The organism is Thiohalorhabdus sp. Cl-TMA (assembly GCF_041821045.1).
Lineage (GTDB): Bacteria > Pseudomonadota > Gammaproteobacteria > Thiohalorhabdales > Thiohalorhabdaceae > Thiohalorhabdus > Thiohalorhabdus methylotropha.
Genome location: NZ_JBGUAW010000001.1, coordinates 245,957 through 270,468, shown reverse-complemented (window position 1 = coordinate 270,468; position 24,512 = coordinate 245,957). Strand labels below are relative to the sequence as shown.

The following is a 24,512-nucleotide window of genomic DNA, read 5'->3' as shown; positions in this document are numbered from 1 at the left end:
TGGGCGCCCTTTTTTAACGAAGCTCCTCGTTACATTGGGATTATCCCCCGCTCCTTCAAGGTGTGCGTAGGGGTCGGGCGAGCGGTGGAAGTTACGCCGGTCAAGAAGCCGCGAAAAATCGTGGGTAAGCGGAAGGGGAGTAGGGGAGCGAGCCGCCGGAGGGACAACGAAAAAGGCCCGGCGCGGGCCGGGCCTTTCCATGGCGGCTTGGCTGACAGGCGGTTACTTCACCCGGGGATCCAGCTCGCCGGCCTCGTAGCGGCGGACCATCTCTTCCTCGCCGATGGCCTTGATCTTGGAGGCGTTGCCGGCCGTGCCGAACTGCTCGTAGCGGTCCTTGCAGATCTGCTTGGCGGCCTCGTACGCCGGGATCAGGAACTTCCGCGGGTCGAAGTTAGCCTTGTTCTCGCCGAGGTGCTTCCGGGCGGCGCCGGTCATGGCGAGCCGGATGTCCGTGTCGATGTTCACCTTGCGGACACCGTGCTTGATGCCGTTCTGGATCTCCTCCACCGGCACGCCGTAGGTCTCGGGGATCTCGCCGCCGTACTGGTTGATGATGTCGATCCACTCCTCCGGCACGGAGCTGGAGCCGTGCATCACCAGGTGGGTGTCCGGAATGCGCTCGTGGATCTCCTTGATCCGGTCGATGCGGAGCACCTCGCCGGTGGGCTTGCTGGAGAACTTGTAGGCGCCGTGGCTGGTACCGATGGCCACTGCCAGGGCGTCCACGGAGGTGTCCTTGACGAAGGAAGCGGCTTCCTCGGGGTCGGTGAGGAGCATGTCCTCGGTCATCTCGCCCTCGGCGCCGTGTCCGTCCTCCTTGTCCCCGGTCATGGTCTCCAGGGAGCCCAAGCAGCCGAGCTCGCCCTCCACGGAGACGCCCACCGAATGGGCGGCATTCACCACCTCGGCGGTGACGCGGACGTTGTAGTCGTAGGAAGCGGGGGTCTTGCCGTCGGCCTCCAGGGAGCCGTCCATCATCACGGAGGTGAAGCCGGAGCGGATGGAGCGCAGGCACACCGCCGGGCTGGCGCCGTGATCCTGGTGCATGGCGATGGGGATCTCGGGGTACTCCTCGGCGGCCGCCTGGATCAGGTGCCGCAGGAACGGCTCCCCGGCATACTTCCGGGCACCCGCGGAGCCCTGCATGATGACGGGGGAGTCAACCTCGCGGGCGGCATCCATGATGGCCCGGACCTGCTCGAGGTTGTTTACGTTGAAAGCGGGAAGGCCATAGCCGTTCTCGGCGGCATGGTCCAGCAACTGGCGCATTGATACCAAAGGCATTGGTTGGTTGCCTCCTATACGATCATGCAAAGATTAGCGACGTGAAAATCTATCCAAACCATTCAAGGGGCTACGGCGTCGTGTCCCCGACACGGACCACCTTCACCGTATTGGTGGACCCTTCCTTACCGAGCGGCTCGCCGAGGGTAAGGATCATTAGATCCCCTTCCCGCACCGCGCCCTGTCTCCGCAGCTCCTGCTCCGCGGTGACGATCAGCTCGCGGGGGGTATGCTTCTCCGGGTCGATGGGGAAGCTGATGGGGTAGACACCCCGATACATGGTCACCTGACGCCGGGTGCGCTGCTCGGGGGACAGGGCGTAGATGGGCGCCCGGGTCCCGCCGCGCGACATCCAGAGGGCGGTCCGCCCGCTGGTGGTGAAAGCCGCGATGGCGGAGATCTCCAGCTTGTTTGCGATGGCCAGGGCCGACTGCGCGATGGACTCGTCCACAGTGCTGGCTTCCTCGGTGCCGAAGCCGGTGAGGGTGCTGGGGTTCTCCTCGAAGGCGGAGCGCTCCGTCTCCCGGCACACCCGGTCCATGGCCCCAGCGGCCTCCACCGGATAGTCCCCGGTGGCCGTCTCCCCGGACAGCATCACCGCGTCGGTGCCGTCCAGGACCGCGTTGGCCACATCGGACACCTCGGCGCGGGTGGGGATGGGCGCGTGGGTCATGGACTCCATCATCTGCGTGGCGGTGATCACGGCCTTGTTGGCCATGCGCGCCTTGTGGATGATGCGCTTCTGCACCGGGGGCACGGCGGCGTCGCCGATCTCCAGGCCGAGGTCGCCCCGCGCCACCATAATGGCGTCGCTGGCGGCGATGATCTCGTCGATGGCCGCCACCGCCTCCGGGCGCTCGATCTTGGCCAGCAGGCGGGCGTGCCCGCCGGCCTTGTCCACCAGCTCCCGTGCCTTGTTGACGTCGGCCGCCGAGCGCGGGAAGGAAACCGCCAAGTAATCGGCGCCGATCTCGGCCACCGTATGGATATCCCGGCGGTCCTTCTCGGTGAGCGCCTGGGCAGTGAGGCCGCCTCCGGCGCGGTTGAGGCCCTTGTTGTCCGACAGGATCCCGCCCTTGACCACGCGGCCGATGATCTCCTGGCCGCGAACCTCCTCCACCCAGATGGCCACCAGGCCATCATTGAGCAGCAGGGTGGCGCCGCGCTCCACATCGTCGGGCAGGCGCTTGTAGGTCACGCCCACCCGGCTCTCGTTGCCCAGCTCCGTGAAGGTGTCCAGGATGAACTGCTGGCCTTCCGCCAGCTCCACGGCACCGTTCTCGAAGCGCCCGATGCGGAGCTTCGGCCCCTGGATATCGGCCAGGATCCCGATGGTTCGGCTGTGGACCTGTGCCCGGGAGCGTACCTCCTGGGCACGGCGCACATGGTCTTCGGACTCACCGTGGGAGAAGTTGAGGCGAAATACATCCACCCCCGCCTCGATCATGCGGTCGAGGACTCCCGGCTCGTCGGTTGCCGGCCCGAGTGTCGCGACGATCTTGGTTCGCCTCATGCCTGTTCGGCCGCCCTCTCCTCAAGGATCGCAATTGCCGGAAGCTTTTTGCCTTCCACCCATTCCAGGAAGGCACCGCCGCCGGTGGAGATATACGAGATCTTGTCGGTGATGCCCGTCATGGCGATGGCCGCGAGGGTGTCCCCGCCGCCCGCCGCACTGAAGGCATCGCTATCGGCGATGGCGTGTGCCAGCGTTCGGGTGCCCTCGGCGCACTTGGGCAGCTCGAAGGCGCCCAGCGGGCCGTTCCACAGCACCGTGCCGGCACCCTTGACGATCTCCGCGAAGCGCGCGGCGGTCTCCGGGCCGGCGTCCAGGATCATCTCGTCGTCCTGCACATCCTCCACGCCGCAGGTGCGCACCGGGGCGTCCGCGGAGAACTCCTTGGCCACCACCACGTCGGTGGGCAGGGGCACCTCGGCACCCTTGGCCCGGCAGGCGTCGATGACGCTCTTGGCCTCGTCCACCAAATCCGGCTCCGCCAGCGAGCCGCCGATGTTGCAGCCCTCGGCGAGCAGGAAGGTGTTGGCGATTCCGCCCCCGACGATGAGCTGGTCCACCTTGTCGGTGAGCGCCTTCAGTACCTCCAGCTTGCCGGAGACCTTGGCACCGCCGACGATGGCCACCAGGGGCCGCTGCGGGCTCTCCAGCGCCGCGGTGAGGCTGTCGATCTCCTTGGCCAGCAGCGGACCGGCAGCCGCCACGGAGGCGAACCTGGCCACCCCGTGGGTGGAGGCCTGGGCGCGGTGCGCCGTGCCGAAGGCGTCGTTCACGTAGACGTCGCACAGGCTGGCCATCTGCTTGGAGAAGGCCTCGTCGTTCTCGGTATCGCCCGGGTGGAACCGGACGTTCTCCAGCATCACCACCTCGCCCTCGCCCAGGTTGGCCACCTGGTCGGGCGTGCCCTCATACCAGTCCTCCACCAGGGGCACCTCACGGCCGAGGTGCTCGCCCAGCTTCTTGGCCACCGGCGCCAGGGTATACTTGGCGTTGCGCTCGCCCTTGGGGCGGCCCAGGTGGGCCATGACCAGCACCTTGGCCCCGGCCTCCAGGGCCTGCCGAATGGTCGGCAGGCTGGCCTGGAGGCGGGTCTCATCGGTGATGTTGCCGTCATCGTCCTGGGGGACGTTGAGATCCTCCCGGATCAGGACCCGCTTGCCGCGCAGGTCCAGATCCGTCATCCGAATGATACTCATGGAGACGCGCTCCCTTACTTGCCGCCCATCAGGGCTTGCGCGGTGTCGATCATCCGGTTGGAGAAGCCCCACTCGTTGTCATACCAGGAGGTCACCTTGACGAAATTGCCCTCCAGCAGGCGGGTCAGGGGCGCCTCGTAGATGGAGGAGCGGGAATCGTGGTTGAAGTCGTGGGAGACCAGGGGCTCGTCGTTATAGCCCAGGATGCCCTTGAGGGCGCCCTCGGAGGCCTCGCGCAGGGTCTCGTTCACCTCGTCGACGGTGGTATTGCGGCTGGCCTGGAAGGTCAGGTCCACGAAGGAGACGTTGGTGGTGGGCACCCGCACGGCGAAGCCGTCCAGCTTGCCGTTGAGGTCGGGCAGCACCTTGCCCACGGCGGCGGCGGCGCCGGTCTGGGTCGGGATCTGCGACTGGGTCGCGGAGCGGGCCCGACGCAGGTCCTTGTGGTAGACGTCCACCAGCACCTGGTCGTTGGTGTAGGAGTGGATGGTGGTCATCAAGCCGTGATCCACACCGATCTTCTCATGCAGCGGCTTGACCAGGGGCGCCAGACAGTTGGTGGTGCAAGAGGCGTTGGAGACCACCTGGTGCTTGTCCGGGTCGATCATGTCCTGGTTGACGCCGTAGACGACGGTGAGGTCGTCGCCCTTGCCGGGGGCGGAGATCAGCACCTTCTTGGCGCCGGCCTCCAGGTGCATGGCGGCCTTGTCGCGCTCCACGAACAGGCCGGTGCACTCCATGACCACGTCGACGTCCATGTCGCCCCAGGGCAGCTTGGTGGGATCACGCTCCGCCAGCACGGAGATCTTGTCCCCGTTCACCACCAGGTTGTTGCCCTCCACCTCGACGGTGCCGGGGAACTTGCCGTGGACGGTGTCGTACTTGGTCAGGTGGGCGTTGGTCTCGGCATCCCCCAGATCGTTGATGCCGACCACCTGGACCTCGTTCTGCCGGTTGGCCTCGTAAATGGCGCGCAGGACGTTGCGGCCGATGCGGCCGTAGCCGTTAATGGCGACGCGGATGCTCATTTTGCTACCTCCACAGGCGTCGAAATGTTGATGCGTGAATTCGGTGGCGGTTCTCGCGCTCAGCCCAGCTCGTTGTAGGCGTTGACCACGGCCTCGGGCACGAAGCCGAACTTCTCGAACAGGGTTCCGCCCGGAGCGGACTCGCCGAAGCGATGGATGCCCACGGCCTTGCCGTCACGGCCCACATAGCGCTCCCAGCCCATGGTCTCGGCGGCCTCCACGGCGACCCGCTTGCTCACCGAGTCGGGGAGCACGGACTGCTTGTAGGCCTCGTCCTGGGCGTCGAAAAGCTCCCAGCACGGCATGGACACGACCCGGACCTTCTTACCCTGCTTGGCCAGCTCGGCCTGCGCGTTGAGGGCCAGATCCACCTCGGAGCCGGAAGCCAGGAGGACACCCTCCGGACTGCCGCCCTCGGCCTCCGACAGAACGTAGCCACCTCTAGCAATATTAGCCACGGTCTCGTCGGTGTGGTCCAGGGCACCCGTCTTCTGTCGAGTCAGCACCAGCGCATAGGGATGGTCGCCGCTGCTCAGGGCCAGCTTCCAGCCCACGGCCGTCTCCACGGCGTCGGCGGGCCGGAACACATGGACGCCGGGGATGGCCCGCAGGCTCGGCAGCTGCTCGATGGGCTGGTGGGTGGGGCCGTCCTCGCCCAGGCCGATGGAATCGTGGGTGAACACGTAAGTCACCGGCTGGTGGGTGAGCGCCGACATCCGGATGCCGTTGCGCATGTAATCGGAGAAGATCAGGAAGGTGCCACCGTACGGGCGGTAGCCGCGATGCAGGCTGATGCCGTTCATGATGGCGGCCATGCCGAATTCGCGGACGCCATAGTGCAGGTAGCGCCCATGCACGCCCTTCTGCTCGCGAGCGGGCGTGATGATGGGGGCGTTTTCCCACTTGGTGTTATTGGAGGGCGCGAGGTCCGCGGAGCCGCCGAGCACCTCGGGCACCTGCTCGGCGATGGTGTTCAGCATCTTGCCGGAGTGCTTGCGGGTGGCGTCGCTGGCTTCCTTGGCGCGCCAGTCGGCGATCAGGGCATCCATCTTCTGCTCGAAATCGGCGGGCACCGTCTGCTTCATGCGGCGCTCGAGCTCGCTGGCCAGCTCGGGGTAGTCCTTGCGGTACGCCTCGAAGCGCGCCTGCCAGTCCTCCTCGGCGGCCTGTCCGGCCTTGCGGGCATCCCAGCCCCCGGCGATGTCCTCGGGCACCTCGAAGGGCGCGGCCTCCCAGCCCAGGGCCTGGCGGGTGGCGGCTACCTCATCGTCGCCGAGGGCGGCGCCGTGGGTCTCCTCGCTGCCGGCCTTGTTCGGGGAACCGTAACCGATGGTGGTCTTGCAGGCGATCAGGGTCGGCTTGTTGGGCTCGGCCTTGGCCTGCTCGATGGCCTTGGCCACGGCGTCGGGGTTATGGCCGTCGATGGCCATGGTCTGCCACTCGTACCCTTCGAAACGCTTGAGGGTATCGTCGGTGAACCAGTCCTCGATCTCGCCGTCGATGGAAATGCCGTTGTCGTCGTAGAAGACGACCAGCTTGCCCAGGCCCAGGGTGCCGGCCAGGGAGCAGGCCTCGTGGCTGACGCCTTCCATCAGGCAGCCGTCACCCACGAACACGTAGGTATTGTGATCGACGATGGTGTGGCCGTCGCGATTGAACTCGTTGGCGAGCTCCTTCTCGGCGATGGCCATGCCCACGGCGTTGGCCAGGCCCTGCCCGAGCGGGCCGGTGGTGGTCTCCACGCCGGGGGTCACGCCGTTCTCCGGATGGCCCGGGGTCTTGGAGCCCCACTGGCGGAAATTCTTGAGCTCCTCCATGGGCAGGTCATAGCCGGTGAGGTGGAGGAGGCTGTACAGGAGCATGGAGCCGTGGCCGTTGGAGACCACGAAACGGTCCCGGTCGGCCCAATCCGGATTGGCGGGGTTGTGCTTCATGTAGTCGTTCCAGAGCACTTCCGCGATATCCGCCATTCCCATGGGCATGCCGGGGTGGCCGGAATTCGCCGCCTGCACCGCATCCATGGAAAGAAAGCGGATGGCATTGGCCAACTGCTTACGGGAAACTTCAGCCATTCGAGATTACTCCTTGCAAGGCGATTCGGTATTCGGTGCGTCTGGCGAATGGGCCCGCGACCGGGTTTGCACGGACCCGAGGCCCACCTCCGGCGGGCCCAGACCGACCTCAGCTGCTGACCGGTTTCTCTGTCCGAATACGCTGGACCGTGCCGTGGGCACCGGTGATAACCATGGTGTCGGTGGTGATGAGGTCACCGTAATCCTGGACCCCGTCCAGGATGTCGCTGGAGGTCAGGCCGGTAGCCACGAACAGGACGTTGTCGCCCTTGATAAGGTCGTTCATGGTCAGTACCTGACCCGGCTCGAGGCCGAATTCGCGGATCTGCTTCTCCTCATCGTCCTTCTGCGGGGCCATGGCGCCGAACATGTCGCCGCCCACTGCCTTGGCGGCGCAGGCCGTGATCACGCCCTCGGGGGTGCCGCCCACGCCCATGAGCGCGTCCACGGACTCGCCCAGGGCGGCCATGACGCCACCGCTAACGTCGCCGTCGGTTGCCAGGCGCACGCTCGCGCCCGCGGCGCGGACCTCCTGGATCATGTCCTGGTGCCGGGGCTTGTCGAGGACGAAAATGCGGAGATCCTCCACCTGCTTGTCCAGGGCGCTGGCCAGATCGCCGAGCTTGGAGGCGAGCGGGGCGTTGGGGTCCAGCTTGCCCTTGGCGGCCGGCGGCACAACCAGCTTGTCCATGTAGAACCCGGGGCCGGGCCGGAACATCTGGCCCTGCGGGGCCGCCGCCAGCACCACGATGGAGCCCGGCATGCCCTTGGCGAGGAAGTTGGTGCCTTCCACGGGGTCCACGGCGATGTCCACCTTGGGGCCCTCGCCGTTGCCCACCTGCTCGCCGTTGTAGAGCATGGGGGCCTCGTCCTTCTCGCCCTCGCCGATGACCACCTCGCCGGCCATGGGCACGGCGGTCATGGCCTGACGCATGGCCTCGACGGCGGCGCCGTCCCCCTGCTCCTTCTCCCCCCGACCGATCCAGTCCGTGGCGCCTCGGGCGGCCGCCTCGGTCGTACGGACGAGTGGCATGGTCAGCTGTTCCATGGGCATAGCCTGTCCACCTATTTAGATTGGGAAATTCAAGACGTATCCGGTTCGCTCCGTGGCGACGGGTCCGCGCCCTCCGGCAAGCCACGAAAACGGCGGCGTCCGGGCCGCATGCCTGCGGCCCGGACGCGTGCCGATCGGTTCCGGAAAGCGCGGCCAGCCCTCTATCTCTGTCCCGGACCCTCGTCGGGACAGAGATAGGGGGCCAATTCCGCGCGCAGATTGCCCTCCGCCACGGCGAGGATCGAGCGACGCAGGATGTCGCCCTCGAAAAGCGGCTCGCCGTCCATGGTGGCCACGTCCGCTCCCGCCTCGGCGGCGATAAGGGACCCGGCCGCAAAATCCCATAAATTTTGCCCGCCATGAAGGTAAAAGTCCACCCGCCCGCAGGCGAGCCAGCACCACTCCAGCACGCTGGAGCCGAAATTGCGCTGGCTGTGAAAGGGCTGCGATGCCGCCAAGCCCCGCGCCACATCGCGGGACAGGCGCTTGAAATCGATACAGCCCACGGCCCGCTCCAGCGGGCCGGTGTCGCGGACGGTGATCGGCTCGCCGTTCAGGAACGCCCCGCCCCCCCGAACGGCGGTGAACAGCTCGTCGCGCACCGGGTCCAGGACCACGCCCAGCACCGGGGCGCCCCGAACCAGCAAGGCCACGGAGATCCCGAATATGGGGATACCCACGGCGAAGTTGCTGGTGCCGTCCAGAGGATCGAGACACCACAGGCCGCAATCGGCGCTCTCCAGGGCCCGGCGGTGCTCGTCGGGCTCCATCTCTTCGCCCAGGAAGCCCACCTCCGGATAGGACTCCGCCAGGGCGCCGCCGATGGCGTCCTGCATGGCGTTATCCGCCTCGGTGACCAAACCGCCGCAGGACTTGAGACGCGCCGGCGCCCCGCCCCCCGAGAAACGGGGCAGCAGATGCTCGGCGGCGGCGTCGCGCAGGATGCCGGCGACGCGCTCCACCAGATCGGAATCCACCACGGGGGCCTGGGTCATACCTCTAACCTTGGAGCGGCAAGCCGCTTCAGCCGTCGTCCTTCCACTTGATGGAGCAGCCCATGGAGGGGATTTGCTCCTCCGGACCCTGACCGGTCTGGGCCACCTGCTTCATGCCCTCGAAGAGCTCGCGCTTGGCGCCGGTCACCGGCTCCTTGCGGCTCTCGTCCAGCCGGCCGCGGTACTGCAGGTAGCCGCTCGCGTTGAAGCCGAAGAAATCCGGCGTACACACGGCCCCGAAGCGCTTGGCCACCTCCTGAGTCTCGTCGAAGAGGTAGGGCATGGGATAGGCCTTTTCCTCCCAGCGGGCCCGGAGGTTCTCGAAGGAGTCCTCGGGATAGTCCGTGGGGTCGTTGGACATGATGGCCGCCGTGCCGATGCCGAGCTCCTTGAGGTCGCGCACGTCGCGCAGGATACGGTCCTCCACCGCTTTTACATAGGGGCAGTGGTTGCACATGAAGATTATCAGGAGACCGTTCTCGCCGCGCACATCCTCCAGGCGGTGGCTCTTGCCGTCCACCCCGGGCAGCTCGAATTCGGGGACCATGAAGCTTCTATCCACAACCGGCGTTTCCGTCCGGACCATTTCCGCTCCCTCTCAAGCCGATGCAAAACCCCAACGTGAAACTATATATTATGCCTTGCCACAATGACGGACCCAAACCCGCCCTCAGGGAGGAACCCCATGCGCATTCCCCGGGTCTATCTGCCCGAGGCCGCCGAGCCCGGTGCCGAGCTGCCCCTGCCCGAGGAGGCCGCTCGGCACCTGGTGAAGGCCCTGCGCTTGGCGCCGGGCGACCCGGTAACCGTCTTCAGCGGCGCCGGCGGCGAGCACCAGGCGGAGCTTGCGGGGGACACCAAGCGCCCGGTGGTGCGTCTCGGCGATTTCCGAGCAGTGGAGCGGGAATCCCCCCTCGGCACGGTGCTCTGGGCGGGCCTGTCCAAAGGCGAGAAATTCGACTGGGTGGTGCAGAAGGCCACCGAGCTCGGCGTCACCGAGATCCGGCCGGTGCAGACCGCCCGCAGCGTCCGGCGCCTGGAGGGCCCCAAGGCCGCGAAAAACCGGGACCGCTGGCACAGGATCGCTGCCTCCGCCTGCGAGCAGTGCGGGCGCAACCGGATTCCGGAGGTAGTCGAGCCGGCCCCCCTCGAGACGGCCCTGGCCTCCGGGGTGGTCCACGGTCTGGTCCTCGACGAGGCGGGCGACCCGCCCGTCGGACCGCCAGCGGGTGGCCCGTTGCACCTCCTGGTGGGCCCCGAGGGCGGCCTCAACGACGAGGAGCTGGTCGCGGCGGTGGAGGCCGGCTTCGTCCGGGCGGCCCTGGGCCCCCGCACCCTGCGCACCGAAACCGCCGCGGTGGCCGCCCTGGCCTGGGCGCAAGCCGTATGGGGGGATTTCCCCGGCGTCGGGGCGTAGCCGGAAGGTCCATCGCCCCGGAGCGCCCCGGGCTGTCGCGGCCGGAGGCCGCCCCCAAAACTGCCGCCAACGGTCTTTTCCCCGCCTCTGCGCGGGGCAGCGTGGCGGCCTCCGGGGTTCGCCGCCGCGGCCACGCGGGGCACAATAAGCATCCAAGCATTCACTTTCCAGGAAAGGCCCATTTGCCATGAGTGCCAGCCTCGGCGTCGTCATGGACCCCATCGGCGACATCCACATCGGCAAGGACACCACCTTCGCCATGCTCCTGGAGGCGCAGCGGCGCGGCTACCGGCTCTACTATATGGAGCCCGGACACCTGTTCGGCCGCGACGAGGCGCCCTGGGCGCGCATGTATCCGCTGGAGGTCCGGCGCGAGCCGGGGAGCCACTACAGCCTCGGCGGCGAGGAGCGCCGCGCGCTCACCGAGCTGGACCTGGTGCTCATGCGCAAGGACCCGCCCTTCGATATGGAGTACATCTACATGACGTACCTCCTGGAGCGGGCCCTGGGGTCGACGCTGGTGAGCAACCATCCGGCCACTCTGCGCGACGCCAATGAAAAGATGTTTACGGCCTACTTTCCCGGTCTCGCCCCGCCCACCTTGGTGGCGCGCGACCCCAAGGAGTTCTACGCCTTCCTCCAGGAGCGCGAGGCCATGGTCCTCAAGCCGCTGGAGGGCCGGGGCGGGGAGGGCATCTTCCTGGTGCGCGCCGGCGACCCCAACTTCAACTCCGTGGTGGAGAGCCTCACCCACCGCGGCACCCGCTTCGCCATGGCCCAGGACTACCTGCCGGAAGCCGCCCGGGGCGACAAGCGCATCCTGCTGGTGGACGGCGAGCCGGTCCCGCACGGCCTGCTGCGGGTTCCCGGAGGCGGTGATTTCCGGGGCAACATCTCCGCCGGCGCCACCACGGAGCTCGCCGAGCTGACGGAGCGCGACCGGGCGATCTGCGCAGCCCTGGGCCCCGAATTGCGCGCCCGCGGCCTGACATTCGTGGGCATCGACGTCATCGGGGGCTATGTCACCGAGATCAACGTCACCAGTCCTACCGGGGTGCAGGAACTGGATCATTACGCCGGCATCAATATCTGCGCGGACCTGTTCGATGCCCTGGAGCGCCGGCTGGCCCGGGGCGCGCCCTTCCATGATCCCCAGTAAGGGCCGGTTTCCGAGACTCCGGGCTTTCGCCGCGCTGCTCCTGGCCATCCTGGCCCTGACGGCCTGCGACCGCGCCCCGGAAGCGCGCCAGGACCAGGCCTTCGTCCTGGGCACCCTGGTGGAGATCACCGCGGTGGGCATGGAGAAGGAAGCGTTCCACGCGGCGGCGGGCGCCGCCTTCCGGGAGATGCGCCGTATCCACGACGCTCTGGGCCCGACTGACGAGGACAGCGCGCTCGCGGCCTTCAATCGGGCCGAGCGGGGGGAGTGGACACCCCTGGACGGGCCCCTGTCAGCGCTACTGCCCCGGGCGCTGTCGGTGCAGCGGGCCAGCGCCAACGCCTTCAACCCCCATCTCGGGCGTCTGGTGGCCCTGTGGGGCTTCCGCGCCCCGCCGTTTCCGGAGGCGCCGCCCGCCGGCGAGGCGGTGGACGCCCTGCTGGACCAGGGCGCCGGGGATCGGGCGCTGGCCCTGCGGCGGCACGACGCTCTTCTGGCGCGCCTGACCCGGCCCGGCGCGGCGCTGGACCTGGGGGGCATCGCCAAGGGCTATGCCGTGGACCGGGCCACCGCGGTTTTGGCGGCGCATGGCGTGGAGAACGCCCTGATCAATGCCGGCGGCGATCTGCGGGCCCTCGGCAGCCACGGGGGGCGCCCCTGGCGGGTGGGCATCCGGAATCCGCGCGACCGGGACCGGGTGCTGGCGGTGGTGCCCCTCCACGACGGCGAGGCCATCGTCACCTCCGGCGACTACGAGCGCTTCTTCCGGCACGAAGGACGCCGCTACCATCATCTCCTGGATCCGGCCACCGGCGCCCCGGCCCGTGCCGCCCGGCAGGCCACCGTGCTCGGGCCCCGGGCCACCGAGGCCGACGCCTGGAGCACCGCGCTGTTCGTGGCGGGCGCACCGGGGTTCCAGCGGCTGGGCAAGGAGCAGCCGGCCCTGGTGATCGATACCGCCGGAAAGGCCCATGCCAGTCCGGCCATGAAGGCACGGCTGGACTGGCGCTCCGAGGAGGTTGCCGCCCCGTGAAGGCTTGGCTCCGCTTTCTGCGCCGCGCCACCACGCCCTGGGACCGGACCGTGCTCGCGCTGGTCTGGGTGGGCGCGATCACCGGGACGGTGGCCGCCTACGGGGGCGGCGCACCCGGGGCCCGGGCCGAGATCGTCGCCGGCGGCGAGGTGGTGGAGACGGTTTCCCTCGGCGAGGAGCGGGAGCTCACCGTGGAAGGGCCGCTGGGGACCTCCCATCTCCGGGTCCGGGACGGCGGCATCCGCTTCGTGCCGCCCTCGCCGGCACCGCGCAAGATCGACCTGCGGGCCGGCTGGCAGCGGCGGGTCGGGGATACCGCCGCCTGCGTTCCCAACGAGGTCCTGGTGCGCGTGGTCGGCAACCGGGAACGGCCCTGGGATGCCATCAATTACTGAGGGCGCGCTCCGGGAGCCCCCGGCCCTGAGCCGGCTGCGCCGGGATACGCACTTGGCCTGGATGGCCGCCTTCGCGGTGGGACTCCACCTGCTGGAGGCGGCGCTTCCGCCCATCATCCCCGGGCTCAAGCCCGGACTGGCCAACGTGGTGACCGTCACGGCACTCTGCCTGTGGGGATGGCGCACCGCCGCCATGGTCACCCTGCTGCGGGTGGTGGTGGCGGCCATCTTCCTGGGCACCCTGCTGGCGCCCGGATTCTGGCTGTCCCTGGGCGGCGCCCTGGCGGCCCTGGCCGCGCTGGCGCTGGGCAGCCTCCTCCCGGGACGGGGGCTGGGTCCGGTGGGGTACAGCGTGCTGGCCGCGGTGGCGCATATCGGTGGTCAGCTGGCCGTGGCCTACGCCCTGTTCGTGCAGCACGCGGGACTGTTCGCGCTGGTGCCGATCCTCGGGCCGGGCGCGGCCATAACGGGTACCATCAACGGCCTGGCGGCCTATGCACTGGTGCAGGAGTGGGAATCGCGAGCGGATGACGCACATGGCCTGGCCTCCCCCTGAAAACACTCTTGACCCCCGGCTCCTGGTGGCCTTGCTGGGATCCGCACTGCTGCACGCCGCGGTGCTGGGCCTGGTCGGCTTTACGGCACCGGAGCCCGAGTCGTCCTCGGGCCCGATGCTGCGCATGGTGGAATACCGGCCCATGCCCGCCCGGGAGACCAACAGCCCGGACCGGGACGCTCCCGCCGCCAGCCGCAGCCAGAAGGCCGCCGGAAAGGACGAGAAACGCAAGGAGGCGGCCAACCCCTTCGCCGGACGCAGCAACGTCCCGGCGCAGGAAGCTCCCGCGCCCACACCACCCGAGCCGGACCCGAAGGCCGAAGCGGAGAAAGCACCGGCCAAGCGGACGCCCACCGAGGCGCCGCAGAAGCAGCCCGCACCCGCACCGAAGGAGGAGGAGCTGCTCAGCAGCCCGGAAGCCCCCGAAAAGCGGGCCAACGGAGAATCCTCCGGAGGTGCGCGGAGCGCCCCCGCCACGCCGGAGAAGGATTCCTTCCAGCTCTACCCCTCCAATCGGCAAATGGCCCAGTGGGACCGGAACAATCAGGAGCGCCGCAACACCGCGCGGGAAACCGCGGACCGGGCGCGGATGGCCACGCGCGAGGACAAGGCCGCTTCCTACATCTCCGCCTGGATCGCCAAAGTGGAGCGCATCGGCAACCTGAACTACCCGGAGGAGGCCCAGGAGCGCGACCTGACGGGCAAGGTGCGGGTGGAGGCGGTGGTTCGTCCGGACGGCACACTGGCGCACCTGCGGATCCTGGAATCCTCGGGCAGCGACATCCTGGACGCCGCGGCCAAGCAGATCATCCGCCTCGGGGCCCCCTACAGCACTTTCCCCGATGCGCTGGAGCGCCGCTATGCGGACGGCCTGCCCATCCGGCACCATTTCAATTTCACCCGCGGCTCCGATCTGCGCGCCCCGGACCGGGGCTGAGCCGGGTTCCGCACCAACCCCTGGGAGCGGCCCATGATCGTCATACTCAAGACCGGCGTGGACGAAAAGGACCCCGAGTACCAGAGCCTGCTCACCTATCTGGCGGCGAAGCCCGACATCGAGGTCCGGCATCACCGGGAGCACGGCACGCGGGAGACCGTCACGGAGCTTTACCTGATCGGCGATACCTCGGCGCTGGACGCCGACGAGATCGCGGGGGAGCCCGCGGTGGAGCGCGTGGTCCGGGTCTCGGACCGCTACCGCCTGCTCGGCCGCCACCGCGGCCAGGTGGAGCCCGTGGGCTTCGACTACAACGGCCTGCATTTCGGGCAGGACACCTTCCACCTGTTCGCCGGGCTGTGCGCGGTGGACAATCGGACCAACACCGAGCGCATGATGGCCGCCCTGCGCGACCACGGTCTGGTGACCACCCGCATGGGCGCCTACAAGCCCCGCACCAGCCCCTACGACTTCCAGGGGCACGGCGCCGACTGCCTGCCCTACGTATTCGAGCTGGCGGGCAACTACGGCATACGGGTGGTGACCATGGAGGTGACCCAGGCGGAGCAGATCGAGGAAATCCGGGACAACCTGGAGCGGGCGGGCAATCCCACGGGGGTCATGCTGCAGGTGGGCACCCGCAACGCCCAGAACTTCGAGCTGCTCAAGGAGGTGGGGGCGCAGAACCGGTTTCCGGTGCTCTACAAGCGGGGCTTCGGCATCAGCCTGGAGGAATCCCTCAACGCCTGCGAGTACATCGCCGCCAGCGGCAACCGCAACATCGTGTTCTGCCTGCGCGGCGTGAAATCCCACATGGGCGCGCCGCACCGCAACCTGGTGGATTTCGCCCACGTGCCGGTGGTGAAGCGCCTCACCCGCATGCCGGTATGCGTGGACCCCAGCCACTCCGTGGGCAGTCGCGAGCGGGCGCCCGACGGCCTGCTGGAGATCCAGCACGTGGCCGCGCAGGGGGTGATCGCCGGTGCCAACATGGTCCTGACGGACTTCCATCCCGAGCCCGAACGAGCCCTGGTGGACGGCCCCCAGGCGCTCCACCTGGAGGAGCTGCCCTATTTCAGTCGGGATCTTGCCATGGTGGAGGAGGCCTATCGGAACCGCGTCCACCTGGCGGCGAACATGCCGCGGTTCTAACGTCCGGCCTCAGGGGACCGGACACACCGCCTCCGCGACTTGACAGGGCTGGTACTGTATAACGTCTTCCTCCCCCTCCGCCCGCACCACTCGAAGGAGCCGTCATGCAGCTTGGCCCGCGTCTGCTGGCCCGCTTCGCGGCCATTCTGGCCTGGTTGCCGGCCGCGGCCACGGCGGCTTCCCTGGACCTCGTCGCCACTATCCCGCCCTACGCCATGACCGCCCGCGCCGTCGCCGGAGGGGCGGCGGAGGTGCACGTCCTGGTGCAGCGCGGCCAGGATCCCCACCATTTCGAGCCTTCCATCGCCGAGATGGCGCGCATCCAGGCTGCGGATCTGGTCATCCGCAACGGCATCGGCCAGCAGCGGGTGGAGGGCTACCTGACGGAGGCGGTATCGTCCGGACAGCTGTTTACCGTGTCCGAGACGGTTTCCTTCGACGCCATACGGGACGAGCGGGGAGCGGTCAACGGCCACATCTGGCTCGAACCGGAGGTCATGATCCGGGCCGCCCGGGCCCTGGCCGAGCGCCTCGGCGAGCTGCTTCCCGACCGCGCGGAGGCCTTCGCCGCCAACGGCGAACGGTTCATCGCGGCGATCCGGACCGCGGACCGCAAGGCCGACGCCCTGCTCTCCGGCCTGCCGGTCCGCAAGGTGGTGACCTACCATCCGGCCTTCGAGTACTTCTTCCGCCACTACGGTCTGGAGGTGGCAGGTACCTACCTGGACCTCGCCGGCAACGAGCCCGCCCCCCGGAAAATCCGCGACCTGCTGGCCACGATCCGCCGCGCCGGCATTCCCGCCGTCTTCCGCGAGCCCCAGCTGCCCGAGTCCGCCGTCCGGGCCCTGGCCCGCGAGGCCGGCGTGCGGGTGGCGGTCCTCGATCCGCTGGGGTTCGACCCCGCCATTTCGGGCTACCCCGAGCTCATCCGCTACAACGCCCGGCAGGTCCACGATGCCTACACCCGCTGATTCCACCGGCGACCCGCTGCTGGAGGTGGAAGACCTCACCGTGCGCTACGGCGCGGTGACCGCCCTGGACCACGTCAGCTTCCGGATCCGCAGCGGGGCTTTCCTCGCCATCCTGGGGCCCAACGGCTCCGGAAAGACCACCCTGTTCCGCTGCCTGCTGGGGCTGGAGGGCTACACGGGGACCATCCGCAACCGCGCCAAGCGCATCGGCTACGTGCCCCAGCTCAAGACCTTCGACCGCACCTTTCCGGGCCGCGCGGTGGAGGTGGTGATCTCGGGGATCACCGGCTCCTGGCCGGGATGGCGGACCGGCGCCCGCCGGGACCAGGCTCGGCGGGCCCTGGACCGGGTGGGGGCGGGGGAGTTCGCCGACCGCCCCCTGGCGGCCCTTTCGGGCGGCCAGCTCCAGCGGGTCTACCTGGCCCGCGCCCTGGTGGCCGAGCCGGACCTGCTTCTGCTCGACGAGCCGGCGGCCGGGGTGGACCGGGTGGGCGAGCACGACCTCTACCAATACCTGGAGGAATACCAGGCCGATCACCCCGAGGTAGCCATCGCCATGATCACCCACGACTGGGAGGTGGCGCGCCACCATGCCCACAGCTGCCTGATCCTCAACCATCGGGTCATCGGCTGCGGTCCCTCCGCGGAGGTGCTTACGGAGGCCTGCCTGCGCGAGGCCTTCGGCCACATGGGGCACGCCCATGTGCTGGGACCGGATCATGCTTGAGCTCCTCAGCCTGCCGTTCCTGCAGCGGGCCCTGGCGGCGGCAGCCATAACCGGGCTGCTGGGCGGGCTGCTGGGGGTCTTCCTGGTCCAGCGCCGGATGAGCTTCCTTGCCGCCGGGGTGAGCCACGGCGCCTTCTCGGGCATCGGCCTGGGGCTATACCTGGGCGTGGCGCCCTTCCTGGTGGCGGTCCCCGTGGCCGTGGGCCTGGGCCTGTTGATCGCCTATCTGCGCCGCCGCGGAGCGCTAGCGGAGGACACGGTAGTGGGCGTCTTTTTCGCCGCCGGCATGGCCACGGGCGTGATCCTACTCTCCTTGTCCGATGCCAATGCCTCCCTATCCGCCTACCTGTTCGGCTCCATCCTGGCCATCCAGTGGAGCGATCTCCTGTGGCTGGGTGCGGTGGCGGTGGCGGTGCTGGCCTTCCTGCTCCCCGCCTGGGGGGCGCTGACCCTGATCACCTTCGACCGGGAGCTGGCCCAGGCGTCCGGACTCCCGGTGCGCGTGCTGGATTACGGTTTCTTCGGACTCAGCGCCCTGGCCATAGTCGCCTCCGTGAAGCTCATCGGCATCGTGCTGGTGGCCAGCTTTTTCGTGGTCCCGGCCGCCAGCGCCCGCCTGCTGGGCGCAACCTTCGCCTGGGTCTCGCTCCTGGCCGCGCTGCTGGGTCTGGCCACCGCTGTGGGCGGACTGCTGCTCAGCTATCCCCTGAACGCCCCCGTGGGGGCACTCATCGTGCTCCTGCAGGCCCTAGTGTTCGCCGCCCTGCTGGTGGCGCGCCGCGCCGGGTAGGGGGCGCGGCCCGGCTCCGCACCCTTTCGGGGCATGCGGCGCCGCCACCGCCCCCGATTGGTGCAGCGGCCTCTTCACCGCCCTCATGCCCGGGCCGGCGCACCTTGCATTTGAGCCACATGGGACCGGGCCACCAGCGTTCCGGGGACCCGCGACGTGTCCTCCGCCTCCTCCGGCAGACGGTAGACAGCCAGCGAGCGGCGCAGCCCCAGCGCCAGCTCGCCCAGCTCCCGGGAGGCGCCCCGGACCTCCTCGCCATGGCGGGCCACGGTCCCCACGCTCTCCGCGATCCCTGCCGTTTCCCCGGCCGCTTCGTGCATGGTGGCGGCGAGCTGCTCGGCGCCCCCGGCGATCCGGTCGGCGGATTGGTCCGTCTGGTCCACCATGGCGGCCATGTCCTGCATGGCGGTCTGGAGCCCGTCCACCGCCTCGGCGGAATCGGACGCCCGCTGCTGTAGCTCGGCCAGCAGCCCGCCCACCTCCGAGGTGGCCTGGGCGGTCTGATGGGCCAACGCCCGCACCTCGTCGGCCACCACCCCGAAGCCCTGGCCGGCCTCTCCGGCGTTCGCAGCCTCGATGGCGGCATTGAGGGCGAGCAGGTCGGTCCGCTCGGCGATATCCCGGATGGTGCGGTTGGCACCCTCCACCCGTTCGCCGGCGGCGCGCAGCTCGCGGATGCCCGTGGCCGCGCGCTCCACGGCCTGCCGACCCGTCTGTGTCCGCTCGTTGGCGTGGCGGGCGGAGCGGGAGACTTCCTGGATCTGCGCCACCACGTCCTGCACCACCGTATCCGCCTCCGAGACCGAGGCACGGACGCGCTCCACACGATCGGCGGAGTCCCGAGCGCTGTCGGCGATGGACTCCGCCGATCCCGCCAGCTGATCCCCGGCCGCGGAGACCCGGCCCGTCTCTCCCTGCCAGGCGCCGAAGGTCCCGGCGAATTCCTTGAGCAGCCCGTTCAGGCCCTGGGCCACCTCGCCGGCTTCCGTGTGGGGCTCCACGGGCGCCCGCTGCGACAGGTCCCGTTCGCGGGCAATGGCCTGCATGGTCCGTAGGGTGTCCAGCCACACCGTGCGGGCACCGTGCTCCGCCTCGTTGAGCCCCCGCTCCTCGTCCTCCTCGGGGACCCGCAGCCGGCCCATGGCCCGCAGCAGCCCGAACACCACCGCCCCCGTACCCAGACCCCACGCGGCCACCGCCAGCACACCGACCCCCTGGACACCCAGCTGGGCCAGGCGGTCCCCCATGGGGAGCTCGGCCACCGGGGCGAACAGCGCCACGGCCAGGGTACCCCAGGCGCCCGCGAAGGCATGGGCCGAGACCGCCCCCACCGGATCATCCACCCGCAGGACATGGAGCACGAACCATTCCCCCGCGACCACCACACCGCCGGCGACGAGGCCGATAAGGATGGCGCCCCCGGGGGAGACGGCGGCGGCGCCGGCGGTAATCCCCACCAGTCCGCCCACGATACCGTTCAGGACGCCGGAGATGGCCCGGGTGCCCGCGTTGTGGGGGATAAGGAGGAGGGCGGCGATGCCACCCGCGGCGGCGGCGAGGAAGGTATTCACCAGGACCACGGCGATGCTGCCATCGGCGCTCAGGGTGCTGCCGCCATTGAAGCCGAACCAGCCGAGCCACAGGATGAATACACCGATGGCCGTGAGCAGGAGGTTGTGGGGCGGGATCTCGCGCGCAGTCCCGTCCGGTGCGAGGCGGCCCAGCCGAGGGCCAAGGAGCCAAGCCCCCACCAGACCCACCCAACCGCCCAGCGCGTGGACCACCGTGGAGCCGGCGAAATCCACGAATCCCAATCCCGCCAGCCAGCCGCCGTCGCCCCAGACCCAATGCCCGGATACCGGATAGATGAGGCCCGTGACGGCGGCGGAGATGACCAGATAGGCGCCGAAGCGCATGCGCTCGGCCACGGCACCGGAGACGATGGTCGCAGCGGTTCCGGCAAATACCAGCTGGAATAGGAAAAAGGCGTATTCGAAGGGGGTTTCCACGCCGCCCAGCAGGAAGCCGCTGGTCCCGAAGAGACCGTCGGCGCTATCGCCGAACATCAGCGCGTAGCCCGTCAGGAAGAACAGAAGCGCCGCCACGAGGATGTCCCCGGTGTTCTTGGCGGCGACGTTGAGGGAGTTCTTGGCCCGGATCATGCCGGTTTCCAGGGCCGCGAATCCGGCCTGCATGAAGAAGACCAGGGCGCTGGCGATCAGGATCCAGGCGAGGTCCAGGTTGCTCTGGACCGCCTCGGGGCTCTGCCCGGCGCGGGCGATCATCCCGCCTCCGAGCAAGTACAGGGCGAGGAACCGACGCACGACTAGCTGCATGAAAAATGTATCCCTTTTACAAAATAAGTATTCCCTTATGAGTAATAAGCAAAGGAAATGCCAGCATTCGAAAGAAGGAAAAGGGACCCGGGAAGATCGCCCCGACGCTTAGCCGACGGGTAGGCGGGAACGGGTGTGCATGGCATCCCGGCGGGGCAGCAGCCGCCGGTTTGCACCACCCTGGGGCACGGTTTGCACGAGGATAGACGCGGGACCCGTCCAGGGACGGGCCCGGAAAGCTCAGGTCTCCGAGAAGCGCGGCATCATCTCGGCGAAGTTGCAGGGGCGGGTGCGGTAATCGAGCTGGGGGATGATGAGGGCGTCCATGGCCAGCCGGCAGGCGCCGGAGCTGCCGGGGAGGTTGAACATCAGGGTGGTCCCGGCCAGGCCGGCCTGGGCCCGGGACTGGATGGTGGAGGGGCCGATCTCCTCGTAGCTGAGCCAGCGGAACAGCTCGCCGAAGCCGGGGATGGCCTTGGTGTACACGGCATCCGCCGCCTCCGGGGTCACGTCGCGGCCGGTGATCCCGGTACCCCCGGTGGAGATCACCACCGCCACCTCCGGGTCCGCCATCAAGGCCCGGAAGGCTTCCTCCAGCTCGGCGCGCTCGTCCTTGACGATGCGGCGGTCCGCCAGCCGATGGCCGGCCTGCTCCAGGCGCTGGGCCACCAGATCGCCGGAACGGTCCGTCTCCGGGGACCGGGTGTCCGACACGGTCACCACGGCGCATCCGAGGGGCTGGAATTCGCGTTCACTCACTGGACTCTCCTTGCCCGGCAGTCGCCGGAAAAACAAGGGGCCTTCCGCACGCCGGAAGGCCCCCGATCCGTCCTCCGAAGGACGGGATCAGTCTTCTGCCATCTGGCGCTCTTGACGCTCCTGGGCTTCCTTGGCCTCGATACTCAGGGTCGCGACGGGACGGGCCTCCAGGCGACGCACGCCGATGGGCTCGCCGGTCACCTCGCAGTAGCCGAACTCCCCGTTCTCGATCCGCCGCAGGGCGGCATCGATCTTGTTGAGGAGGCGCTGCTCCCGCTCCACGGTACGCAGCTCGGTGTAACGGTCGGATTCCTGGCTGGCCCGATCCAGCTCATCGGCCTGGTTTTCGGAATCATTCATGTGCTGACGCGTATGCGTGGTGTCTTCCACGATCTGGTTGCGCCAGTCAAGCAGCTTGCGGCGGAAAAACGCCAGCTGCTTTGGGTTCATGTAAGGCTCGTCGTTGCTGGGCCGGTAATCCGGCTCCAGTTCGATTTCGTCCAGGTCGACCTTTTCGGTCATTGCGTTCCTCCCAAATCCACGCCCTGTCCGAGGCTTGCCAAAGCCCAATCATGCCGCCCCCCGGGGGCCTTGGCAACCCCGGAAGGACGACCCCCAATCGCAATGGGGAGTGAAGCGTATTGCCTTTGGATAACGAAAACGGCCCCGGGTTCCCGGGGCCGTTTTTTTCCGTCGGGACAAGGGGGACATCTAGCGCACGAGAGAGTCAATTCCCTCGCACAGTTCATCCTCTTCCATGTGGGGCGGCACCACCAGCAAGGGACAGGGCAGATCCGTGGTCAACCGGTCGCCCAGATGGCGCGCCAGGGAGCCGGCCACCACGGAGCGCCGGTGACCCTGCTCGCCCGAGGCCCCCACCACGACCATGCGGATGGCCCGGTCCTCCTGGGCGGTCTCGATGATCCGCTCCCGGGGCAGCCCCTCCAGGATGAAGAACTCCGGCATGATGCCGCAGGATTCCTCCACACCCTTGGCGATCTCGCCGACCATGGCCTCGGCCTGCTCGCGGATCTCCCGCTTCATCTGGCTCTTGATATTCACCCAGTGACTGAAGGTGGGCAGGTGGAGGACATGGAGGAGGCTGAGGTGGGCCCCGGTCAGCCGGGCCAGGCGGGCCGCGAAAGCGGCCGCCACGCGGCTGTTCTCCGAGCCATCCACGCAGACCAGGATCTTCCGGTCCCTGGTTCCGGCCGCGCCTTGTCGTTTCTCGTCTTCCGCCATCAGTGCTCTGCCTCCCCGCGGGTCACCATTCCGACCAGCCAGCCGGCCAACAGCGCCACCGCCACGGCCAGCGCGCCGTAGGTGGCCGGATTATCATGGGCCAGGTCATACAGCCACTTCTCGATGCCCACCTTGGATACCGAGAGCTTCTGCATGTCCCGGTGGGTTATCTCGCCATTATGAATGACCCGGGTGACGATCTCATAGTCGCCCACCGGAACGCGCGCCGGCAGCTCCACGGAGGCCCGGAACAGCCGGTTCTTCTTGACCCGGATGCCGTCGGGCCGTACCTGATAGAGGCTGAGCTCCCGCATGTAGTCGACCAAACCCCGGAAATAGGCCTGCGGCGACTCCTTCTGATCGTCCACTTGCCACTCCGAGGCCCGGAACAGCGCCTCCGGGCCCAGGCCCAGCGCCCCGCGGCGCTTCTCGCTCAGTATCCGCTCCAGGGGTACGTCGCTCAGCGCCGCGTAGAAGCCCGGCACGCTCTTGAACCGCATGCTCTCCACGTTCATCCACAGGCCCATCACCTGACCCTTGCGCTGGATGGTGCGGGGCTGATCCGGCCCGCGGATCTCGATGAGCACGTGGCCGGGGCCCTCGGGCAAGCTGCCGAACAGCAGGAGCTTTTCCCCCTGATAGCGGTAGGAGACCGAAACGGTGTCGTCGGAGACGTCGGTAACCAGCTCGGCCGCGGCCCCGCCGCTCGCGGCGAGCAGTCCCAGCCACAGCATGACGCGCAATAGCCGCATTAGTGCCCTCCTCCGCCGCCGACCACGAACATGTCACTGGGGGCCATGACCAGATCCAGCAACAGCTTGAAGGCGGTCGCCAGCACGATCAGGGCCAGAAGGATGCGCAGCTGTTCGCCCTGCAGCTTGCTGCCCATCCGGGTTCCCACCTGGGCGCCCACCACCGAGCCTATGAGGAGCAGGAGCGCCAGGACGATATCCACGGTCTGGTTCTGCACCGACTGCCAGAAGGTGGTGTTGGCGGTCGTGAACAGGATCTGGAACAGCGAGGTGCCCACTACCACCTGGGTGGGCATGCCGATCAGGTAAATCATGGCCGGTACCATGATGAACCCGCCCCCCACGCCCATGATGGCGGCGAGCACACCGACGAAGCCGCCCACCCCAAGCGGCACGAGCACGGAAGTTTCCAGCCCGGAGGTGGGGAACTCGGTGCGGAGGGGCAGGCGGATGCGCGGCTCCTTGACCGGCTTCGCCGATCCTTCCTTGACCGGCCCCCCGCGCCAGGCGCGCAGGCCTTCCACGAACATGAAGCTGCCGATGGTTCCGAGCATGACCACGAACAGCACCGTGATCACGAAATCGATCTGACCCAAGGCCTTGAGCCATTCCACGGCCCCCACGCCGAGCTTGCTGCCGACAAGCCCGCCCACCACCATGTAGGCGCCCATCTTGAAATCCACGTTCATCCTGCGCATGTGGGCGATGGTGCCGGAGATGGAGGCGGCCACGATCTGGTTCGCATCGGTGGCCGCAGCCACCGGCGCGGGTATGCCCAGCATCATCAGCAGTGGAGTCAGCAGGAATCCGCCGCCGACGCCGAACAGGCCCGACAGCACTCCGACAATCCCGCCAAGGCCCAGCAGGACGAAGATGTTGACGCTCATCTCCGCTACGGGCAGGTAGAGATTCATTCAGAATACCTCGATGTTCCGATATAAGGGCCGAACCCAGCCCAAGAAGCCTCGAAATGATGGGAATCATCCCACCGGATGTCCAAGGTAGACTTCTTATAGATTAATTCCTTTTTAGAATAATAATGGCGAACACGAGCCACCGAACCGATTTACCCAGCCGCCGCGCCTTCCCGAAGTCCGCCATGCTTCTCGACCCCACACGAGCCATCGGGGCCCTCGATGCC

The 24,512-nt window shown here is 68.3% G+C and carries 24 protein-coding genes; 10 read left to right on the top strand and 14 right to left on the bottom strand.

Annotation, left to right across the window (positions count from 1 at the left end; translation table 11 throughout):
- Window positions 1-222: 222 nt before the first annotated feature.
- The 8 genes from fba to ACERLL_RS01195 form a co-directional block, all read right to left on the bottom strand.
- On the bottom strand, window positions 223-1,287 hold the full coding sequence (fba, locus tag ACERLL_RS01230; protein WP_373654232.1) for a class II fructose-bisphosphate aldolase: 1,065 nt from the start codon (window positions 1,285-1,287) through the stop codon (window positions 223-225).
- Between the two features lie 70 nt (window positions 1,288-1,357).
- Window positions 1,358-2,800, bottom strand: coding sequence for a pyruvate kinase (gene pyk, locus ACERLL_RS01225; RefSeq protein WP_373654231.1), 1,443 nt, complete (start codon window positions 2,798-2,800; stop codon window positions 1,358-1,360).
- Entirely contained in the window at window positions 2,797-3,996 is a 1,200-nt protein-coding gene (locus ACERLL_RS01220) for a phosphoglycerate kinase (protein WP_373654230.1), read from the bottom strand. The genes pyk and ACERLL_RS01220 overlap by 4 nt, the downstream gene beginning before the upstream one ends.
- Window positions 3,997-4,010: 14 nt before the next feature.
- A complete protein-coding gene (gap, locus tag ACERLL_RS01215; RefSeq protein WP_373654229.1) occupies window positions 4,011-5,024 on the bottom strand; it encodes a type I glyceraldehyde-3-phosphate dehydrogenase in 1,014 nt (337 codons plus the stop codon).
- A 59-nt stretch (window positions 5,025-5,083) separates the two neighbouring features.
- Window positions 5,084-7,096, bottom strand: coding sequence for a transketolase (tkt, locus tag ACERLL_RS01210; protein WP_373654228.1), 2,013 nt, complete (start codon window positions 7,094-7,096; stop codon window positions 5,084-5,086).
- Window positions 7,097-7,205: 109 nt separating this feature from the next.
- Window positions 7,206-8,150, bottom strand: a complete 945-nt coding sequence (glpX, locus tag ACERLL_RS01205; RefSeq protein WP_373654227.1) for a class II fructose-bisphosphatase — start codon at window positions 8,148-8,150, stop codon at window positions 7,206-7,208.
- Between the two features lie 161 nt (window positions 8,151-8,311).
- Window positions 8,312-9,145, bottom strand: a complete 834-nt coding sequence (locus ACERLL_RS01200) for an inositol monophosphatase family protein (RefSeq protein WP_373654226.1) — start codon at window positions 9,143-9,145, stop codon at window positions 8,312-8,314.
- 28 nt (window positions 9,146-9,173) lie between these two features.
- Complete coding sequence (locus ACERLL_RS01195) at window positions 9,174-9,731, bottom strand: thioredoxin family protein (RefSeq protein WP_373654225.1); 558 nt, start codon at window positions 9,729-9,731, stop codon at window positions 9,174-9,176.
- Window positions 9,732-9,830: 99 nt separating this feature from the next.
- On the opposite strand from ACERLL_RS01195, the gene ACERLL_RS01190 reads away from it, so the two are divergent.
- The 10 genes from ACERLL_RS01190 (at window position 9,831) to ACERLL_RS01145 (ending at window position 18,282) form a co-directional block, all read left to right on the top strand.
- Window positions 9,831-10,562 carry a 16S rRNA (uracil(1498)-N(3))-methyltransferase gene (locus tag ACERLL_RS01190; protein ID WP_373654224.1) on the top strand — a complete coding sequence of 244 codons (732 nt, stop codon included), beginning with the start codon at window positions 9,831-9,833 and terminating at the stop codon, window positions 10,560-10,562.
- A 187-nt stretch (window positions 10,563-10,749) separates the two neighbouring features.
- On the top strand, window positions 10,750-11,721 hold the full coding sequence (gshB, locus tag ACERLL_RS01185; protein WP_373654223.1) for a glutathione synthase: 972 nt from the start codon (window positions 10,750-10,752) through the stop codon (window positions 11,719-11,721).
- Entirely contained in the window at window positions 11,708-12,754 is a 1,047-nt protein-coding gene (locus ACERLL_RS01180; RefSeq protein WP_373654222.1) for an FAD:protein FMN transferase, read from the top strand. The genes gshB and ACERLL_RS01180 overlap by 14 nt, the downstream gene beginning before the upstream one ends.
- Window positions 12,751-13,149 (top strand): NusG domain II-containing protein, encoded by a 399-nt coding sequence (locus tag ACERLL_RS01175; protein ID WP_373654221.1) that lies wholly within the window; start codon window positions 12,751-12,753, stop codon window positions 13,147-13,149. The genes ACERLL_RS01180 and ACERLL_RS01175 overlap by 4 nt, the downstream gene beginning before the upstream one ends.
- Window positions 13,133-13,705: a Gx transporter family protein gene (locus ACERLL_RS01170; RefSeq protein ID WP_373654220.1), complete on the top strand. Its 573-nt coding sequence runs from the start codon at window positions 13,133-13,135 to the stop codon at window positions 13,703-13,705. Before ACERLL_RS01175 ends, ACERLL_RS01170 begins: the two co-directional genes overlap by 17 nt.
- Window positions 13,686-14,642, top strand: coding sequence for a TonB family protein (locus ACERLL_RS01165; RefSeq protein WP_373654219.1), 957 nt, complete (start codon window positions 13,686-13,688; stop codon window positions 14,640-14,642). The genes ACERLL_RS01170 and ACERLL_RS01165 overlap by 20 nt, the downstream gene beginning before the upstream one ends.
- Window positions 14,643-14,675: 33 nt before the next feature.
- A complete protein-coding gene (locus ACERLL_RS01160) occupies window positions 14,676-15,794 on the top strand; it encodes a 3-deoxy-7-phosphoheptulonate synthase (protein WP_373654218.1) in 1,119 nt (372 codons plus the stop codon).
- Window positions 15,795-15,898: 104 nt separating this feature from the next.
- Window positions 15,899-16,765 (top strand): metal ABC transporter substrate-binding protein, encoded by an 867-nt coding sequence (locus tag ACERLL_RS01155; protein WP_373654217.1) that lies wholly within the window; start codon window positions 15,899-15,901, stop codon window positions 16,763-16,765.
- Entirely contained in the window at window positions 16,749-17,492 is a 744-nt protein-coding gene (locus ACERLL_RS01150) for a metal ABC transporter ATP-binding protein (protein ID WP_373654216.1), read from the top strand. Before ACERLL_RS01155 ends, ACERLL_RS01150 begins: the two co-directional genes overlap by 17 nt.
- Entirely contained in the window at window positions 17,485-18,282 is a 798-nt protein-coding gene (locus tag ACERLL_RS01145) for a metal ABC transporter permease (protein WP_373654215.1), read from the top strand. The genes ACERLL_RS01150 and ACERLL_RS01145 overlap by 8 nt, the downstream gene beginning before the upstream one ends.
- Before the next feature lie 83 nt (window positions 18,283-18,365).
- Here ACERLL_RS01145 and amt read toward each other — a convergent pair whose 3' ends face one another.
- From amt to ACERLL_RS01115, 6 genes are all read right to left on the bottom strand, one after another.
- Window positions 18,366-20,618 carry an ammonium transporter gene (gene amt, locus ACERLL_RS01140; protein ID WP_373654214.1) on the bottom strand — a complete coding sequence of 751 codons (2,253 nt, stop codon included), beginning with the start codon at window positions 20,616-20,618 and terminating at the stop codon, window positions 18,366-18,368.
- A 240-nt stretch (window positions 20,619-20,858) separates the two neighbouring features.
- Window positions 20,859-21,377, bottom strand: coding sequence for a molybdenum cofactor biosynthesis protein B (moaB, locus tag ACERLL_RS01135; protein WP_373654213.1), 519 nt, complete (start codon window positions 21,375-21,377; stop codon window positions 20,859-20,861).
- 87 nt (window positions 21,378-21,464) lie between these two features.
- A complete protein-coding gene (gene dksA / locus ACERLL_RS01130) occupies window positions 21,465-21,899 on the bottom strand; it encodes an RNA polymerase-binding protein DksA (RefSeq protein ID WP_373654212.1) in 435 nt (144 codons plus the stop codon).
- A 189-nt stretch (window positions 21,900-22,088) separates the two neighbouring features.
- On the bottom strand, window positions 22,089-22,619 hold the full coding sequence (locus ACERLL_RS01125; protein WP_373654211.1) for a universal stress protein: 531 nt from the start codon (window positions 22,617-22,619) through the stop codon (window positions 22,089-22,091).
- Window positions 22,619-23,371, bottom strand: coding sequence for a TIGR02186 family protein (locus ACERLL_RS01120; protein WP_373654210.1), 753 nt, complete (start codon window positions 23,369-23,371; stop codon window positions 22,619-22,621). Before ACERLL_RS01120 ends, ACERLL_RS01125 begins: the two co-directional genes overlap by 1 nt.
- Window positions 23,371-24,285 carry a sulfite exporter TauE/SafE family protein gene (locus ACERLL_RS01115; RefSeq protein ID WP_373654209.1) on the bottom strand — a complete coding sequence of 305 codons (915 nt, stop codon included), beginning with the start codon at window positions 24,283-24,285 and terminating at the stop codon, window positions 23,371-23,373. The genes ACERLL_RS01120 and ACERLL_RS01115 overlap by 1 nt, the downstream gene beginning before the upstream one ends.
- Window positions 24,286-24,512: the final 227 nt, after the last annotated feature.

Excerpts from the sequence above, each read along its gene's own strand:
- fba (WP_373654232.1), bottom strand. The coding sequence starts at position 1,287 with ATGCCTTTGGTATCAATGCGCCAGTTGCTGGACCATGCCGCCGAGAAC.
- pyk (WP_373654231.1), bottom strand. The coding sequence starts at position 2,800 with ATGAGGCGAACCAAGATCGTCGCGACACTCGGGCCGGCAACCGACGAG.
- ACERLL_RS01220 (WP_373654230.1), bottom strand. The coding sequence starts at position 3,996 with ATGAGTATCATTCGGATGACGGATCTGGACCTGCGCGGCAAGCGGGTC.
- gap (WP_373654229.1), bottom strand. The coding sequence starts at position 5,024 with ATGAGCATCCGCGTCGCCATTAACGGCTACGGCCGCATCGGCCGCAAC.
- tkt (WP_373654228.1), bottom strand. The coding sequence starts at position 7,096 with ATGGCTGAAGTTTCCCGTAAGCAGTTGGCCAATGCCATCCGCTTTCTT.
- glpX (WP_373654227.1), bottom strand. The coding sequence starts at position 8,150 with ATGCCCATGGAACAGCTGACCATGCCACTCGTCCGTACGACCGAGGCG.
- ACERLL_RS01200 (WP_373654226.1), bottom strand. The coding sequence starts at position 9,145 with ATGACCCAGGCCCCCGTGGTGGATTCCGATCTGGTGGAGCGCGTCGCC.
- ACERLL_RS01195 (WP_373654225.1), bottom strand. The coding sequence starts at position 9,731 with ATGGTCCGGACGGAAACGCCGGTTGTGGATAGAAGCTTCATGGTCCCC.
- ACERLL_RS01190 (WP_373654224.1), top strand. The coding sequence starts at position 9,831 with ATGCGCATTCCCCGGGTCTATCTGCCCGAGGCCGCCGAGCCCGGTGCC.
- gshB (WP_373654223.1), top strand. The coding sequence starts at position 10,750 with ATGAGTGCCAGCCTCGGCGTCGTCATGGACCCCATCGGCGACATCCAC.
- ACERLL_RS01180 (WP_373654222.1), top strand. The coding sequence starts at position 11,708 with ATGATCCCCAGTAAGGGCCGGTTTCCGAGACTCCGGGCTTTCGCCGCG.
- ACERLL_RS01170 (WP_373654220.1), top strand. The coding sequence starts at position 13,133 with ATGCCATCAATTACTGAGGGCGCGCTCCGGGAGCCCCCGGCCCTGAGC.
- ACERLL_RS01165 (WP_373654219.1), top strand. The coding sequence starts at position 13,686 with ATGGCCTGGCCTCCCCCTGAAAACACTCTTGACCCCCGGCTCCTGGTG.
- ACERLL_RS01160 (WP_373654218.1), top strand. The coding sequence starts at position 14,676 with ATGATCGTCATACTCAAGACCGGCGTGGACGAAAAGGACCCCGAGTAC.
- ACERLL_RS01155 (WP_373654217.1), top strand. The coding sequence starts at position 15,899 with ATGCAGCTTGGCCCGCGTCTGCTGGCCCGCTTCGCGGCCATTCTGGCC.
- ACERLL_RS01150 (WP_373654216.1), top strand. The coding sequence starts at position 16,749 with ATGCCTACACCCGCTGATTCCACCGGCGACCCGCTGCTGGAGGTGGAA.
- ACERLL_RS01145 (WP_373654215.1), top strand. The coding sequence starts at position 17,485 with ATGCTTGAGCTCCTCAGCCTGCCGTTCCTGCAGCGGGCCCTGGCGGCG.
- amt (WP_373654214.1), bottom strand. The coding sequence starts at position 20,618 with ATGCAGCTAGTCGTGCGTCGGTTCCTCGCCCTGTACTTGCTCGGAGGC.
- dksA (WP_373654212.1), bottom strand. The coding sequence starts at position 21,899 with ATGACCGAAAAGGTCGACCTGGACGAAATCGAACTGGAGCCGGATTAC.
- ACERLL_RS01125 (WP_373654211.1), bottom strand. The coding sequence starts at position 22,619 with ATGGCGGAAGACGAGAAACGACAAGGCGCGGCCGGAACCAGGGACCGG.
- ACERLL_RS01120 (WP_373654210.1), bottom strand. The coding sequence starts at position 23,371 with ATGCGGCTATTGCGCGTCATGCTGTGGCTGGGACTGCTCGCCGCGAGC.
- ACERLL_RS01115 (WP_373654209.1), bottom strand. The coding sequence starts at position 24,285 with ATGAATCTCTACCTGCCCGTAGCGGAGATGAGCGTCAACATCTTCGTC.